Genomic DNA, 15,060 nt, shown 5'->3' with positions numbered 1-15,060 from the left:
TTATCTCCTAAAATAATCCCATGATATTACCATCATCATCAATATCTATATCGTATGCTGCTGGTCTTTTTGAAAGACCTGGCATTGTTAAAATATTTTGAGTTAAGGCTACTATAAAGCCTGCACCTTGATTTAATCTAATATCATTTATAGTAATCTCATATTCGCTATCTGGATTTAAATTTGTTGGATCATCTGATAAGGAATATTGAGTTTTAGCAATACATATTGGTAATTTATCAGAATTTAAATTGTTAATTCTTTTAATTTCATTTAAAGCTTTTTTAGAATATTTTACTCCACTAGCCCTATAAATTTCTTTTGCTATGATTTCAATTTTTTCTTCAATCGGTAATTTTTCATCATATAAAACTTTAAAATCATTTTCGTCTTTACTTTTTTCAATAATATAATTACAAATTTCAAGACATCCTTCAGAGCCTTTGTGGTAAACATCACATTCAAACGCTTTAAGCGATAAGTTTTCTACGAGATTTTTTAGAGTTTCTAATTCTTTATTTGTATCTTGATCAAATTTATTTATAGCGACAACGATATTTTTTGAAAATTTCTTTAGATTTTCAAGATGAATTCTTAAATTATCAAATCCTTTTTTTAGACTTTCAATATTTTCTTCATCAATTTTTTTCAAATCTTGTCCACCATGATATTTTAGAGCTCTTATTGTAGCTACAACAACTGTCATATTTGGTTTTAGTCCAGCTTGTCTACATTTAATATCATAGAATTTTTCAGCTCCAAGGTCTGCACCAAATCCTGCCTCTGTTACAGCGAAATCCGCCAAAGATAATGCAGTTTTTGTAGCAATAATTGAATTACAACCATGAGCTATATTTGCAAATGGTCCACCATGAATGATTGCTGGTGTGTTTTCTAAAGTTTGACATAAATTTGGTTTTAATGCATCTTTCATTAACACGCAAACAGGACCTGTTGCTTTTATATCGTCAACAGTTACAGCATTGCCATCTGTGTCATAAGCTACTATCATTTTTGCAACTTTTTTCTTAAAATCGTAAAGATCATTGCTTAGACAAAATACTGCCATCATTTCTGTTGCAACAGTAATATCAAATCCATCTTGTCTTGTAACTCCATCAGTTTTTTTGCCTAAACCTACAACAACTTCTCTAAGAGCTCTGTCGTTTAAGTCAACGCATCTTTTCCATAAAATATTATTTAGATCAATATTTTTTTCATTTCCTTGGTAGATATGATTGTCAATCATAGCAGCTACTAAATTAACTGCACTTGTTATTGCATGAAAATCTCCTGTAAAATGAAGATTTATATCTTCCATAGGAATTACTTGAGAATATCCTGCTCCACAAGCTCCTCCTTTAATTCCAAAAGAAGGTCCCAAAGATGGCTCTCTAAGAACTGAAATAGATTTTTTGCCCAATTTATTTAGTCCCATAGATAAGGCAACATTCATAGTAGTTTTTCCCTCACCAAAAGGTGTTGGAGAAATTGCTGTTACTAAAACAAGTTTTGAATCTTTTTTTTCATCAAAGCATGGATTAATTTTGGCTTTGTATTTGCCATATTTTTCATAATCACTAATTTCAAGATAATTTGCTATTTCTTCAATATCTTTTATCTTTGCTTCTCTAGCAATCTCAATATCTTTTTTCATTTAAACTCCTATAATTATAATTACAATACGTTTTGCTTTTCATGTATATTATATCAACTTATTACATTCAGTGCAATAGTCGATTAAAGCGAATTAAAATTTATTTATTTATCTTTTGTTACTCTCTATAATCTTAATGAATGTATTTGCCAAATTTTCATTTCTAGCAAGAAGTGGTCCGTGTAAATAAGATGCAAAAGTATTTTTATATCTAAATCCTTCTGTTAAATCCTCACCATTGTTTCCATTGCCTGACACAACACTTGCAAAAGCTTTGTTTTTATCATTTAAAATAGTTATTCCACCGTGGTTTTCAAAACCATGATAAATTTGTCCATTTTGCAAATCTTTAATTTCAATATTTCCAACAAATCTATTTCCATTTTCTTGGTTTTTTGTATAATAATCAAATATTTTTAAGCCTTCAATTTTTTTGTTGTAAGCATCATAATAATATTGTCCCATTAATTGATAGCCACCACAAATTGCCAAAAATAAGCCATTATTTTCAATATATTTTATTAAATTTTCTTTTTTACTTTCCAAATCTTTTTCTACAATTGATTGTTCATAATCTTGTCCACCACCAAAAAAAACAAAATCATATTTTCTATAATCAAATTCATCTTTTAAACTTACTACTTCAATATTTACTTCGTGACCTTTTTTTTGAGCGAAATATTTTAAAGCCATAATATTTCCTACATCACCATAAGTATTTAATAAATTTCCATATAGATGACAAATATTTATAATCATTTAAGTTTTAGTACCTCCCTAAGTCTTAGCATAGCTGTGTAAGTAGAAAGTATATAAATTTTTTCTGTTGGTTCATTTTTTATATTATCAAAAATTTCATTCTCATAGTCTATTTCTACGATTTCTCCACCATAAATGTCAGCTATTTCAAGTCTTCTTTTCATATCAGTTTTTCTAGTTCCTGAAACTTTTATGCTTTTAATATTTAATTTTTTAAGTTTTTCATAATAAGAATCATATATCCAAGAAACGTCAGTTCCATCAGCGTAGTTATCATTTAACAAACAATATAAACTAATTGGCTCTTTTTCTAATAACATTAAATTAATAATTTGATTTAAGCCTGTAGGATTTTTGACAAGATTTATTATCACTTCTTTATTTTCAATCTTAATTATTTCTTGTCTTCCAAATACGTGTTCTTGAAATTTTAAGCCTTCATAGATTTTTTCATAAGGTATTTTCAATTCTTTAGCAAGAGCTATAGCACTTAAAGCATTATAAATATTATAAAATCCTCCAATTTGAGTTTCATAAATTTCTCCATTTACTTTAAATTTTGAAAAATTTGCATCCATAGAAATAATCTCTCCAATATTATAAGATAATTTAGGAGAATGAAAATCACATTCTGGACAAGAAAAATCTCCCAAAGAAGAATAATTAACTAATTTATATTTTAAAATTGAATTACACTTTGGACATAAAATTCCATCACTATTAAATTCTGCCTCAAGATTATAAGAATTGGATTTTTTATCATCTTCTCTTATTCCATAATAAATAGGATTATATTTTTTTAGCTCATCGTATGAAAAAATAGGCAAATCTCCATTGGCAATTATTTTTACATCACTACATTCGCCAAGTCCATCCATGATTTTTTTATAAACATTATAAATTTCTCCAAACCTATCCATTTGGTCTCTAAAAATATTGGTTAAAATAACATAATCTGGTTTTAAAAATTTACTTATCCTAACAAGATTAGCTTCATCTACCTCCAAGATCGCAAGTGCATTTTCATTTTTAGGAATATCCAACAAAACTGTTATTATACCTTGAATCATATTAGAACCAGAATCATTTGTAAAAACATTTTTATAGTGCTTTCTCAAAATATTTGTAACAAAATGAGTTGTCATAGTTTTCCCATTAGTACCAGTTACAAAAATAAATTTGGTATTTTCGCTTAAAGCATCCAAAATATCATTATCTAAATTATAAGCGATTTTCCCTGGCAAGCTTGTAGCTTTATGATTTGTAAGTTTTAGTAAAAATTTACTAAATTTTGCAATTTTAATAATTAATTTATCTTTTATATTCATAAAAAAATTATAACAGATTAAAGGCTAATAAGTCTATAAAATTTTTATTCAAATTATTTTAAATAATAAAAGAATTAAATTTATTTTAAAATTAAACAAAAAAATAGACTAAAACTTTTAGTTTAGTCTATTTTTCCTGAAGAATATTTCTACAAACTTCTCTCATCATATAATCTACCTTATTTGACCATTCTGGATCGCTAGCATATAACTTTCCTATAGATTTTGTAGATATCCCATTATAATATTTTCCATCTTCACTTAAATAATTTTCTTTTAGAAATTTAGCAACGTGATCTATTGATTCGCCCTTATCTTTAAAAGTATTTGCACTGTTAATAGGATCTTGGTCGATAGCATTAAAGCCAAATAAATTATTTTTTGTTTTAGCAAGGTATGAATGACCATTTCCAGTTTCATGTTTTGCCATTCCCATCAATAAAATCGCATTTACTTCATATTTTTCTTCTGCTTTTTTGAAATCTTTTCCAAGACCTTGTAAATTTGTATTTTTAAGACCATATTCAAGTTCCTCAGCAGTTAAATTAGTTTTGTTTGTCAAATACAACATTGATGTTTTGCTTAATTCATCAGATCCTTTATCGTTCAATTCTTTATAATCTTTTTCTAATTTTTCAAATCTTTCAATTCTAGATTGTCTTAAAGTTAAGGTTTCATTGCTAATTTCATTTACTCCATTAATCAAGCTATCTCTTTTACCTTTGTTTTTTGCAGCTAGAGATGATTTTTCCAATCCTGTTGAAATAACTAGCACAAGAACAATAGCTAAAAAAGATAAAAATGAAATTTTAATTCTATTTTTTTTCATCCTTTATCTTCCTTCTTTCATAAATAAATAGTAACAAAACAATTACAACTACTATATCATTTCTTATGCTAGATTGCAAATTTTATTTTCTAGAACCTGGTTTTATAGCTGGTGTATTTTTTAAATCTTCTGGTAAATTATCAGGATCATAAGTTTCAATGTTAAGCTCAGTTGCAGATAATAATTTTAAACCATTAATTTCTTTTTTTCCAGATCTATTTACAATTGATGTTAAAGCATTTACTTTTGCTCCATAGCTTTCAATTACATCAACAGTTTCAAAAGAAGATTTGCCTGTTGTAACTACATCTTCAACTATAATTACATTCATACCTTCTTTTATTTCAAATCCCCTTCTTAGAGTCATAATATTATCAACTCTTTCAGTAAAAATTGCATTAACTCCCAAAGCTCTTGCAACTTCATAAGCTATAATTATTCCGCCCATTGCAGGTCCTACACACAAATCTACTTTTATACCAGATTCTTTTATTTTTTCAGCAATTATTTTTGAAACTTCTTCGCAATAAACAGGATTTTCTATTAATTTTGCACATTGAATATATTTTTTTGAGTGTTTACCACTTGATAATAAAAAATGTCCTTCTAATAGTGCATCAGATTTTTTTAATAATTCAATTGTTCTATCCATAATCTCTCCTATATAATTTTTCTTATTTCTTCTAATGAATTTAAATTTTCTCTTTGCATGTATTTTTCTAAATCATCAACTATATTTATCATTGTGTTAAAATCTACAAAATTGCTTGTTCCAACTTGCACTGCACTTGCTCCTGCCATAATAAATTCCAAACAGTCCCTGTAATTTGAAATTCCACCCATACCAATTATTGGTAAATTTGTAGCATTACTTGCTTCATAAACCATTCTTAAAGCAATTGGTTTTATACAAGGTCCAGAAAGACCTGCCGTTTTATTTTCAAAAACAGCTTTTTTATTATCAACATCAATTGCAAGGGCATTAAAAGTATTTACTAGAGAAATACAATCAGCTCCTGAATTTTCTGCAATTTTTACAAATTCTTTTATATCTCCAACATTTGGAGAAAGTTTTACCATCAAAACTTTTTTTGTAGCTTTTCTTACTTTTTCTATAACTTCGCAAGCTTTTTTAGGATTTGTTCCAAAAGCCATTCCACCTTCTTTTACATTTGGGCAAGAAATATTTAATTCAATTATTGGGACAGATGTTTTATCAAGCAAGATTGCTCCCTTAACATATTCATCTACGCTGTGTCCGCCAAGATTTGCAATTGTTACAGCATCTTTTGTTTCCAAAAATGGCAATTCTTCTTTTATAAAATATTCTATTCCAGGATTTTGAAGTCCAATTGAATTCATAATTCCAGCAGCAGTTTCATAGATTCTTATCCCCTTGTTTCCCAAATTTTTATGTAGGGTTAGTCCTTTTGAAGAAATTCCTCCAAGTTTATTTATATCAATATAGTCTGCAAATTCTTTACCAAAACCAAAAGTTCCACTTGCAGCTATGACCGGATTATTAAATTCAATTCCGCAAATATTCACTTTTAAACTCATTAGAAAATCTCCTTTGAATCAAAAACCGGACCATCTTTGCAAACTCTTATAAAATCGCCTTTTACATTTTCTACTGTGCAACCAAGACAAGCTCCGATTCCACATGCCATGTGTGCTTCCATTGAAATTTGAATTTCAGCATTTTTATTTTTATTCGCCAAAGTTTTTAGCATTTGATTTGGGCCACAAGCATAAATTACATCATATTTTTCTGTATCAATTTTTTCAGTTATAAAAATTTTATCTTTTTTATCAATAGTTACAGTTGTAGAATTTACATAATCTTTAAAATAATCAGTAAAGTATTCTTCATCGCTAAATCCTGCGTAAAAATCTGCCTTTAAATCTAATGATTTTGCCAAATATAAAAGTGGAGCTATTCCAATTCCACCAGCAACTATTGCAGCTTTTTTTCCTTTTTTATTTCAAATCCATTTCCCAAAGGGCCTAATATTTTTACTTTTGAACCCTCTTTTAAATCACTTAAAATTTTTGTTCCAACGCCTTTTACTTGGTATAAAAAAGACATAGACTCATCATCTTTATCACAAACACCAAAGGGTCTTGAAAGAAGGGGCGAATTTCTAAAGCTATCGCATCTTAACATAAAAAATTGACCTGCTTTTGCATTTAATTTGGTTTTTATTTTACAAAAATAAATATCATCCTTTATTTTTTTATTAAAAATTACAGAAGCTTCTCTATAAGATTCCATTAGCTTGGATTTCCTTTCTAGTTTCTATACATTTTTCTCTTGCATAATATCCTATTTTATCTTCCCCATCATCATAGTTTAAATAATTTTTAAGTATTGCCCTTGATGAATTTACAACTCCTCCATTTAATGAATTTAATAAATTATAAACATTTAATGAATCGGCTTTTTGTGCTCCAAAACCTGGAATCAAGAAAAACATATTATTATATCTTTTTCTAATTTTTTCAACTTCCTCTTTGTGAGTTGCACCAACTACAAGTCCAATTGGTCCGTATCCTGAATCATCAATCAATTTATCATTTAATTCTTTTAATTTATCTCCAATTGTATAAAATAATTCGCTGTCATCTTTTAATCTTAAACATTCAAAATCATTTGCTCCTGGATTTGAAGTTCTTAAAAGAACAAATACTCCTTTATCTTTATTTTTTATAAATTCAAGATATGGAGAAATTGAATCCATTCCCATATAAGGGTTTAAAGTCATAAAATCAGCCTCAAAATCTCCAGAAAAATGTGCTTTTGCATATTGACTTGCACTTTGAGCAATATCTGATCTTTTTACATCAGCAATTGATAACAAATCATTTTCTCTTAAATATTTTAAAGTATTTTTGTAAGCAAGCATTCCTTCAATACCATAAGATTCGTAGTAGGCAATTTGAACTTTATAAATAGCACAAACATCTTTTGTATTGTCAATAATTTCCTTATTGAAATCAAATAATTGTTCGCTTACACTTTTATTTTTCTTCATTTTTTCTGGAATATAATCTAGTGATGTATCAAGACCAACGCAAACAAATCCATTTTCTTCGATTTTTTTATAAAGTCTTTCCATTAAGGTCATATTTCAAAATTCCTTTCTTGTAAACTCTTACTATTTGTCCTTGGAGTTTTTGATTTATAAATAATGAATTTTTTGATTTTGATAAAATATCTTCTTCTTTATATTCGTATATTTTATCCAAATCTATAAGAGTAAAATCAGCCATATATCCTTCTTCTATTTTTCCTTTTTTTATTTCAAGAAGTTTTGATGGATTTGTTGACATTAACCTGATTAAATCATTTAATGAAATAATTCCACTTTTCACTAAAGTCATATAAGAAGTTGAAAAAGCTGTTTCAAGTCCAATGAAACCTGGCTTACCGTTTTCTTTTTCCTCCTTTGAATGAGGAGCATGGTCTGTGGCTATACAATCAACATATCCTTTTTTTATCATATTTAATAAAGCCAATCTATCTTTTTCTTTTCTAATTGGTGGATTTACTTTTAACTCTTTTCTATCAGAAAAATATATATGATGAGGTGTTACTTCGCACGTGATTTTCGCTCCCAAATCTTTAAAATATCTTATTGCCTCAATTGCTCCTTTTGTAGAAACGTGAGAAAAATGAATTGGCATATCCATCTTATAAGATAAATAACAATCTCTCAAAGTCATAACATCTTCTGCTATTTCATAATCATATTTTGAAATTTCCTTACATTCTTCATGCAAGGTAAATTTTAAATTATTTTTCTTTGCGATTTTTATGGCTTGATACATGGAAAAATCATCATCAACTCCCTTACCATCATTTGACAAGAACAATAATCCTTCTGGTAAATCTTTTAAATGAGATAGGTCATCGCTTTTGAAATCTTTTGTTATTGAGTAAACTTGTTTTATATCTATTAAATCTAAATCTTTTGCTCTTTTAACAATATCCTCATATACTTTTTTGCTTGATACAATTGGATTTGTATTTGGCATTAAATTTACAGTTGTATATCCACCTTTTAGAGCTGACATTGATCCTGTTTTTAAATCTTCTTTGTAGGTAAATCCAGGATCTCTAAAATGAGTATGCATGTCCACAAAAGAAGGAACCAAGACAAGACCATTACAGTCTATAATCTCAGTTTCCTCATCAGATTTAAATTCAGTTGTTATAAATCCATCTTCTACAAAGATGTCCCTTTTTGATATATTTATATCATCAATGGCAACAAGATTTGTAAAAATTTGTTTCATTATTCCTCCACATCATATATGTGATCGCAATAAGCACATTTGTACATTTTTTCTTTTTTATCTATCAATATAAATTTGCTTTCAATATTTCTTTCTGTGGTTGATACGCAAGTTGGATTTTGACATTTTAAAATTCCCTTGCTAACTTCTGGTAATTCTAATTGTTTCTTTTCTACAACTTTTTCTTCTTCAATGAAGTTTACTGTTGCACTTGGGTCTATTATTGATACAGCATCTAAATTAATATCTAAGTTATTTGCAATTTTTACTATATCTTTTTTTCCTTGAGAGGAAGAATTTGCGTTTAATATTAGTGCAACTTCATCATCAAGTTGGTCTAGATTTAAAAGATTAAAAATTTTTATTCCTAATCCTGGTTTAATATGGTCTATTACAATTCCATTTTTTAATGAAGTAATCTCAATCATTATTAGCCTCCAATAATTTTATAATTAGTGCCATTCTAGCATACATTCCGCATTTAACTTGTTGGAAATATAAAGCTCTAGGATCATCATCCACATCTTTGTCAATTTCATTTACTCTTGGAAGTGGATGTAGGATTGCAAGATCTTTTTTTGCATTAGCTAATTTTTCTCTATTTAATACGTAAGAATCTTTTAATCTTGTATATTGGTTGTCAGAGAAAAATCTTTCTTTTTGGATTCTTGTCATATATAAAATATCTAGATCATCTATAGAATTATCCAAAGATCTTTTTTCAACATATTCTATATTATTTTTTTCAAAAACACTTTTTTTAATGTAGTTAGGAAGTTTTAATTCTTCTGGAGAAATTAGAACATATTCGTTATTATCAAATAAGGTCATAACTTTAAGTAAAGAGTGAACAGTTCTTCCATATTTTAAATCTCCACAAATTCCTATTTTTAATCCTTCAAGTCTTTTCTTATAAGTTGAAATTGTCAAAATATCTGTAAGAGTTTGAGTTGGATGTTGATGTCCACCATCTCCTGCATTTATTATTGGACAATCAGATGTTTCTGATGATAATTTTGCAGCTCCTTCTTGTGGATGGCGCATTGCAATTACATCAACGTATTGGCTTACAGTTCTAATTGTATCTTGTAAGCTTTCTCCCTTAGCTTGGCTTGATGCTTTTGGATTTGAAAATCCTTCAACACTTCCTCCAAGTCTTAACATTGCTGATTCAAAAGAAAGTCTTGTTCTAGTAGAAGGCTCAAAAAAAAGAGTCCCTAATAACTTTCCATTACAATAATTGGAAAATTTTTCAGGACTCTTCATTATGTCTTCTGCTAAATCAATTATTTCAAGTAAATCATCTTTAAACAAATCTTCTGCACTTAACAAATTTTTAATCTTTAGCATTTGACACTCCTTTTTTTGTTTTTACTATTATACCAAAAGCATATAGACTCGTCAATAATTATTTACGCTTTTCGATTAACTCGTTAATTGATTCATTTGTCACATTTTTTCTATCAATTTCAAATTCATCTAGAATTTCTTCCATTAAATTTACATTAGTAAATTCAATTTCCATATAAGGATCAGGATAAACATCTTTGGACCAAATATCTATATCAAATCTTTGTCCCCTATAATTATAAGAAATTCTTTTTTTATCGCCAACATATCTTTCAACTAAGCCAATTTCTTCTAAAATTTTTATCATATTTGAAGTTGAATTTATTGTAGTAGTGTATTCATTATTTACTCTTATATTATCTTTGTTATCAACAACTTCTTTGAAAGTTAGCTCTGTAGCTTCTCTTTTATCATCTACAGTTTTTTCTCTAATTCTCAAATAACCATTAGAAAATTCTTTTGCGTTTTTTGGAGCAAAGGTATAATTTTTTTGAATTTCTACTCCCAAAAATTCTGCACCTTTTGCTTTTAATTTTTCTTCAATTTCTTCGATATTAATATTTAATACCTTGATTTCTAATTCTCTATCCATTAACTTATCCTTTCTGGCAAAAAATTTATATAATCTCCTGCCACACATTTTATTTCTATACCATCTACTATACCTTCAAAAATTTGTTTATGCCCTGGTCCATGTAGATGTCCATACAATACACATTCTACTTGATACTCTTTACAAATTCCAAAAAATTCATTCAAAGATTTATCGCTGTTAAGAGGTGGATAATGTAATATAACAATTTTTTTATTATTTGTCTTACTAGAGTCCAATGAATTTTTAAGTCTTTGTAGCTCTCTTTTAAAAATTTTCTCATCGTGTTCTGTAAATTCACTATTATCTCTGCTAATCCATCCTCTTGTTCCGCAAATTTCATAGCCTTGTTCAAAAAAAGAATTATTTTGCAAAAATTTAATAGATTTTAAATCTAATTCATTGAGTTTTTTTAAGGATGACCACCAATAATCATGATTGCCTTTTAGCATTATTTTATTTCCGTTAAGATCATCGATTTTTTTAAGATCAATGTAGGCGTCTTCTATATTCATAGCCCAAGAAATATCCCCCACAATCAAAACTGTATCATCAGAATTTACAATCTTATTCCAATTGTTAAATATTTTTTCTTGATAATTAAGCCATGATTTTCCAAATACTTCCATGGATTTTTCTTCTGTATAATCAAGATGTAAATCTCCTATTGCATATATCATACTTGCTCCATATTTTTTATATCTATATTAATAGCCTCTGCATCAAAAATATCTTTTTCTCTTTTGTGACATGTAAAATAAATAATTTGAAATTTTTTTGATAAATCCAACAAATTTAACAAAGCCATCCTCAACCTATCATTGTCATAATTTATAAAAGCATCATCAAAAATCAAAAATAAATTATCTAATAATTTTTCACAAAGAGCAAATCTTAAAGAAAAATTAACTTGGTCAAAAAAACCTATTGAAACTTTATCAATATCAATTATTTCATTATCAGAACTTATTATGATAGGCTCTAGGTTTTTGTCAAAATCAATTTTTTTATATTTCCCCTTTGAAATTTCTCTAATTATTTGACTAATAAATTGAGATAGAATTTTTTTATTATAAATAAATTTATCCTTGTTTGAACTTATAATATCTATAGCTTTATTGCACGCAGAAATTTCTATTTCTAAATTATTTAATTTTTCCTTTAATTGATTAATTTCATCAATCAAATCAACTTCTTTTGATATTTTTTCCTCAACACTTACAAGCTTTTTTTCAAGTTTTAAATTATCATCTAAAAGTTTATAATATGAATTTTCGTAAAATTTAATTTTATTTTCTAATTTCAAAATATCAATTTCATCACAAGAAAAATCAACAGGCACATCATATTTTTCCTGTTTTTGAAGAATATTTAAAATTTCTAAAGTCTTATCTCTTTCTATAATTAATTTTTCATAGTCTTTGTATTTGTTTTTTGCATTTTTATAAGAAGATTTAGAATTTACAGAAATTTTAGCAAATTCATTTTTTATTTTTATATTTAAATTGCTAATCTCTTCTCTGCTATTTATATTTAAAATTTTACCTTTAAAAAAATAAAATAAAAAAAGTGGAAGCAGGAATAATAAAATAAAATATTTTTTTGTAAAAATTGATACAAATAAAATCATAAATCCTATTAAAAAATAAAGTAAATTTATCTTATTATCTTTTTTATTCTTATAAAAATCATCCTGCTTTTCCAAAAGCCTATCAAGATTATCAAAAAATACTTTGTCAATTCCTGAAAATTCCTTATATTCTTCTAATTTTTTATCAATTATTTTAAGCTGGTCTTGCCTAGATTTTTCTTCAATATAATTAGAATTTGCTTTAAATTTTCTGTAATTATCCCTATCAATTTTTAATTTTTTGAGATTTTCTTCTAAGAGTTTTATTTCTTCTCTTTGTCTTTTCAAATTTATTATGTCGTTATTATAGGATTTTCTAAGATTTCTAATATTATCCAATTTTTCATTTTTATTTTCCAATTCTTTTAAAGTTTTTGCATAAGGCTTTGTATATGCCCTTGAACTTCCAATTTTATTTAGCCAATCTTTTATATTATCAATAGCTTTTAATTGAGAAAAAATTATATCATTTGATGGATTTTTTAAAAAATCTATTACAACCTTTTTAGAATCCTTATCAAAACTTTGAAGTTGGTAATTGTTTGCTATACTCTTATACAAAGAATAATTTAATTTTAAAAAATATTCTCCAGGAAAATTCAAATTTGATTTTTTTCCCAAAATTTCTTTTTTCAAAGACAAGTTATATATTTTATATGAACCATCATCAAAATTTCTTTCTATCCTAAAATCCTCATTATTAGATGATAAGATCAAATTCCCAAAATATTTATAAGAGCCTAAAGGTTTGTATTTTTCTTTTTTATAGGAGAAATGCCTTTTATTATTTCCATCATCAAAGCCATAAAATACTCCTTCAATAAAATCAGAAATTGTAGATTTACCACTTTCATTATCCCCATAAATTAAATTGAAATTTTGATTTAATTTTATGGATTTATTTTGAAATTTACCAAAAGAAATTAAATTCAATTCTTTAATAAAAACCTTACTCATCCTTGCTCCTCAATATGGCATCAAAGCCAATTTCTAAACATCTTTTATTAATAGGATCTTCCATATCCAAATCTTTAACATTTTTATAAAAATCTCCAAGCAAAGAAGATTCGTAAATTTTTCCTAAATTTTCATAATAATCTATGCTTTTTTCCCTATTAATTTTAAGATAAGTAATATCTAATTTTTCCTTTAAACTTTTCTCATCAAAAGCAAATTTATCATAATTTAATAAATTTATAGATAAAAAATTATATTTTTTCTCCAAAAAATTTGCCAAATATTTTTTTAATTCATCAAAATTTTCAAAATTGTTTAAGTCAATTTTTAAACTTTTAAAACTCATTTGTGAAGAATCTATAAAATTTATGCCATAATCATCTACTAAATTATAGCCAAAATCGCCCTTATCTTTGAAACTAACTGGTTCTATACTTCCTACATAAAAAATATTTTTAAAAAACTCTTCTCTTTTGTGAATATGTCCCAAACCAACATAATCAAATTTAAGATTTTTTATTTTTTCCAAATTTAAATTCATATAAGTTGAATTATTTTGATTAAATTCCCCATGACCTAAAAAGATATTATAAAAATTGTAATCAAGCCTTATATTATAGTTAAAATTTTTATCAAATATCCTATCATTATAAGAAATCCCATAAATTCTTACATTTTCATATTCAAAAAAATCAAATTTTTCACTAGAAAATATGTGAAGATTTTTAGGTTTATCTGAGAAAAATATTTCATTTTTTGAATCTATATAATCGTGGTTTCCGCAAAGATAATATATATTTTTAGAAAATTCTTCAAATATTTCAAATAATTTTTGATAATCCTTTAAACTAAAATAATCTCTTTCAAAAAGGTCTCCCGAAATTAACAAGAAATCTACATCCTTACTTTCTTTCAAAATTTTTTCAAAGCTATCCCATTTTATTTTTCTTATAAGCTTGCTATATGAACTATCAAAATCCAATTTATCAGCCAAATGTATATCAGAAATATGGAGAAATTTCATATCAAATTCACACACTCAATCATTGTTTTATTTTCACTTATATCAAAAACTGTAATAGAGCCGTTATCTATCCAAAAATTTTTGAAATTGTCCAAATCTTTTAAGACTGTAAATAAAGTTGCTCTAATTGCAATTCCATGACTTACACACAAAATATTTCCATCATAAGTAGATTTTTCTTTTATAAAATCATTAACTCTTTTTATTAAATCTTCAACGCTTTCTCCATTAGGATATTTAGTTGAGTAAGGATTATTTTTTAAATTTTCATAGAAATCTTTATATTTTTCTTTTGTATCTAAAACTTTTTGTCCCTTAAAATCCCCAAAATCTAATTCATTTAATCTTTCATCTTCAATAAATTCATCAAAGCCCAAATATTTTGCTGTTTCTTGACTTCTTATTAATTTTGATGTGAAGACCTTATCTATTTTGTAATTTTTTAAATTTTTTTTGCTTTTATCCAAATCAATATAAGCTTTTTTTGAAAGTTTTGTTTTAGGAGTTGAAAATTTTAATTCTTTATTTGATTCTGTTAATCCATGTCTTAAAAATATTATTTTCATATTATCACCTTTATTATTATAACATATAAAAAAAGCAGGCTCGAATGCTTTTTATTCGCCTGCTTTCAT

At 26.3% G+C, this 15,060-nt stretch carries 17 protein-coding genes; all 17 read right to left on the bottom strand.

The window, feature by feature from the left end:
* Positions 1 to 7 precede the first annotated feature (7 nt).
* The gene (locus HGAG_RS01660; protein ID WP_019117638.1) at positions 8 to 1,657 is read right to left on the bottom strand and encodes a formate--tetrahydrofolate ligase; all 1,650 of its coding nucleotides are present in this window, start codon (positions 1,655 to 1,657) and stop codon (positions 8 to 10) included.
* Between the two features lie 108 nt (positions 1,658 to 1,765).
* Positions 1,766 to 2,416: a type 1 glutamine amidotransferase gene (locus HGAG_RS01655; RefSeq protein WP_019117637.1), complete on the bottom strand. Its 651-nt coding sequence runs from the start codon at positions 2,414 to 2,416 to the stop codon at positions 1,766 to 1,768.
* Positions 2,413 to 3,744: a Mur ligase family protein gene (locus HGAG_RS01650; RefSeq protein ID WP_019117636.1), complete on the bottom strand. Its 1,332-nt coding sequence runs from the start codon at positions 3,742 to 3,744 to the stop codon at positions 2,413 to 2,415. The genes HGAG_RS01655 and HGAG_RS01650 overlap by 4 nt, the downstream gene beginning before the upstream one ends.
* 127 nt (positions 3,745 to 3,871) lie before the next feature.
* Positions 3,872 to 4,573, bottom strand: coding sequence for a glucosaminidase domain-containing protein (locus HGAG_RS01645; RefSeq protein ID WP_019117635.1), 702 nt, complete (start codon positions 4,571 to 4,573; stop codon positions 3,872 to 3,874).
* Positions 4,574 to 4,655: 82 nt separating this feature from the next.
* A complete protein-coding gene (gene pyrE / locus HGAG_RS01640; protein WP_019117634.1) occupies positions 4,656 to 5,225 on the bottom strand; it encodes an orotate phosphoribosyltransferase in 570 nt (189 codons plus the stop codon).
* Positions 5,226 to 5,233: 8 nt separating this feature from the next.
* On the bottom strand, positions 5,234 to 6,133 hold the full coding sequence (locus tag HGAG_RS01635; RefSeq protein ID WP_019117633.1) for a dihydroorotate dehydrogenase: 900 nt from the start codon (positions 6,131 to 6,133) through the stop codon (positions 5,234 to 5,236).
* Positions 6,133 to 6,495 (bottom strand): iron-sulfur cluster-binding protein, encoded by a 363-nt coding sequence (locus HGAG_RS12375; RefSeq protein ID WP_341871699.1) that lies wholly within the window; start codon positions 6,493 to 6,495, stop codon positions 6,133 to 6,135. The genes HGAG_RS01635 and HGAG_RS12375 overlap by 1 nt, the downstream gene beginning before the upstream one ends.
* 35 nt (positions 6,496 to 6,530) lie before the next feature.
* Positions 6,531 to 6,848, bottom strand: coding sequence for a ferredoxin reductase domain-containing protein (locus HGAG_RS12370; RefSeq protein ID WP_341871698.1), 318 nt, complete (start codon positions 6,846 to 6,848; stop codon positions 6,531 to 6,533).
* Positions 6,835 to 7,701, bottom strand: coding sequence for an orotidine-5'-phosphate decarboxylase (pyrF, locus tag HGAG_RS01625; protein ID WP_019117632.1), 867 nt, complete (start codon positions 7,699 to 7,701; stop codon positions 6,835 to 6,837). The genes HGAG_RS12370 and pyrF overlap by 14 nt, the downstream gene beginning before the upstream one ends.
* On the bottom strand, positions 7,676 to 8,872 hold the full coding sequence (locus HGAG_RS01620; protein WP_019117631.1) for a dihydroorotase: 1,197 nt from the start codon (positions 8,870 to 8,872) through the stop codon (positions 7,676 to 7,678). Before HGAG_RS01620 ends, pyrF begins: the two co-directional genes overlap by 26 nt.
* Positions 8,872 to 9,300: an aspartate carbamoyltransferase regulatory subunit gene (locus HGAG_RS01615; RefSeq protein WP_004838872.1), complete on the bottom strand. Its 429-nt coding sequence runs from the start codon at positions 9,298 to 9,300 to the stop codon at positions 8,872 to 8,874. Before HGAG_RS01615 ends, HGAG_RS01620 begins: the two co-directional genes overlap by 1 nt.
* The gene (gene pyrB / locus HGAG_RS01610) at positions 9,293 to 10,222 is read right to left on the bottom strand and encodes an aspartate carbamoyltransferase (protein ID WP_004838873.1); all 930 of its coding nucleotides are present in this window, start codon (positions 10,220 to 10,222) and stop codon (positions 9,293 to 9,295) included. Before pyrB ends, HGAG_RS01615 begins: the two co-directional genes overlap by 8 nt.
* A gap of 58 nt (positions 10,223 to 10,280) precedes the next feature.
* Positions 10,281 to 10,814 carry a class IV adenylate cyclase gene (locus tag HGAG_RS01605; protein WP_019117630.1) on the bottom strand — a complete coding sequence of 178 codons (534 nt, stop codon included), beginning with the start codon at positions 10,812 to 10,814 and terminating at the stop codon, positions 10,281 to 10,283.
* Positions 10,814 to 11,494, bottom strand: a complete 681-nt coding sequence (locus HGAG_RS01600; RefSeq protein WP_004838875.1) for a metallophosphoesterase — start codon at positions 11,492 to 11,494, stop codon at positions 10,814 to 10,816. Before HGAG_RS01600 ends, HGAG_RS01605 begins: the two co-directional genes overlap by 1 nt.
* On the bottom strand, positions 11,491 to 13,401 hold the full coding sequence (locus HGAG_RS01595; protein WP_019117629.1) for an ATP-binding protein: 1,911 nt from the start codon (positions 13,399 to 13,401) through the stop codon (positions 11,491 to 11,493). The genes HGAG_RS01600 and HGAG_RS01595 overlap by 4 nt, the downstream gene beginning before the upstream one ends.
* Complete coding sequence (locus HGAG_RS01590) at positions 13,394 to 14,425, bottom strand: metallophosphoesterase family protein (protein ID WP_019117628.1); 1,032 nt, start codon at positions 14,423 to 14,425, stop codon at positions 13,394 to 13,396. The genes HGAG_RS01595 and HGAG_RS01590 overlap by 8 nt, the downstream gene beginning before the upstream one ends.
* Positions 14,422 to 14,991: a histidine phosphatase family protein gene (locus HGAG_RS01585; protein WP_019117627.1), complete on the bottom strand. Its 570-nt coding sequence runs from the start codon at positions 14,989 to 14,991 to the stop codon at positions 14,422 to 14,424. The genes HGAG_RS01590 and HGAG_RS01585 overlap by 4 nt, the downstream gene beginning before the upstream one ends.
* Positions 14,992 to 15,060 lie beyond the last annotated feature (69 nt).

Source organism: Anaerococcus obesiensis ph10 (assembly GCF_000311745.1).
GTDB lineage: Bacteria > Bacillota > Clostridia > Tissierellales > Peptoniphilaceae > Anaerococcus > Anaerococcus vaginalis.
The sequence above is the reverse complement of the archived record's forward strand: the minus strand, read 5'-3'. Positions and strand labels throughout refer to the sequence as shown.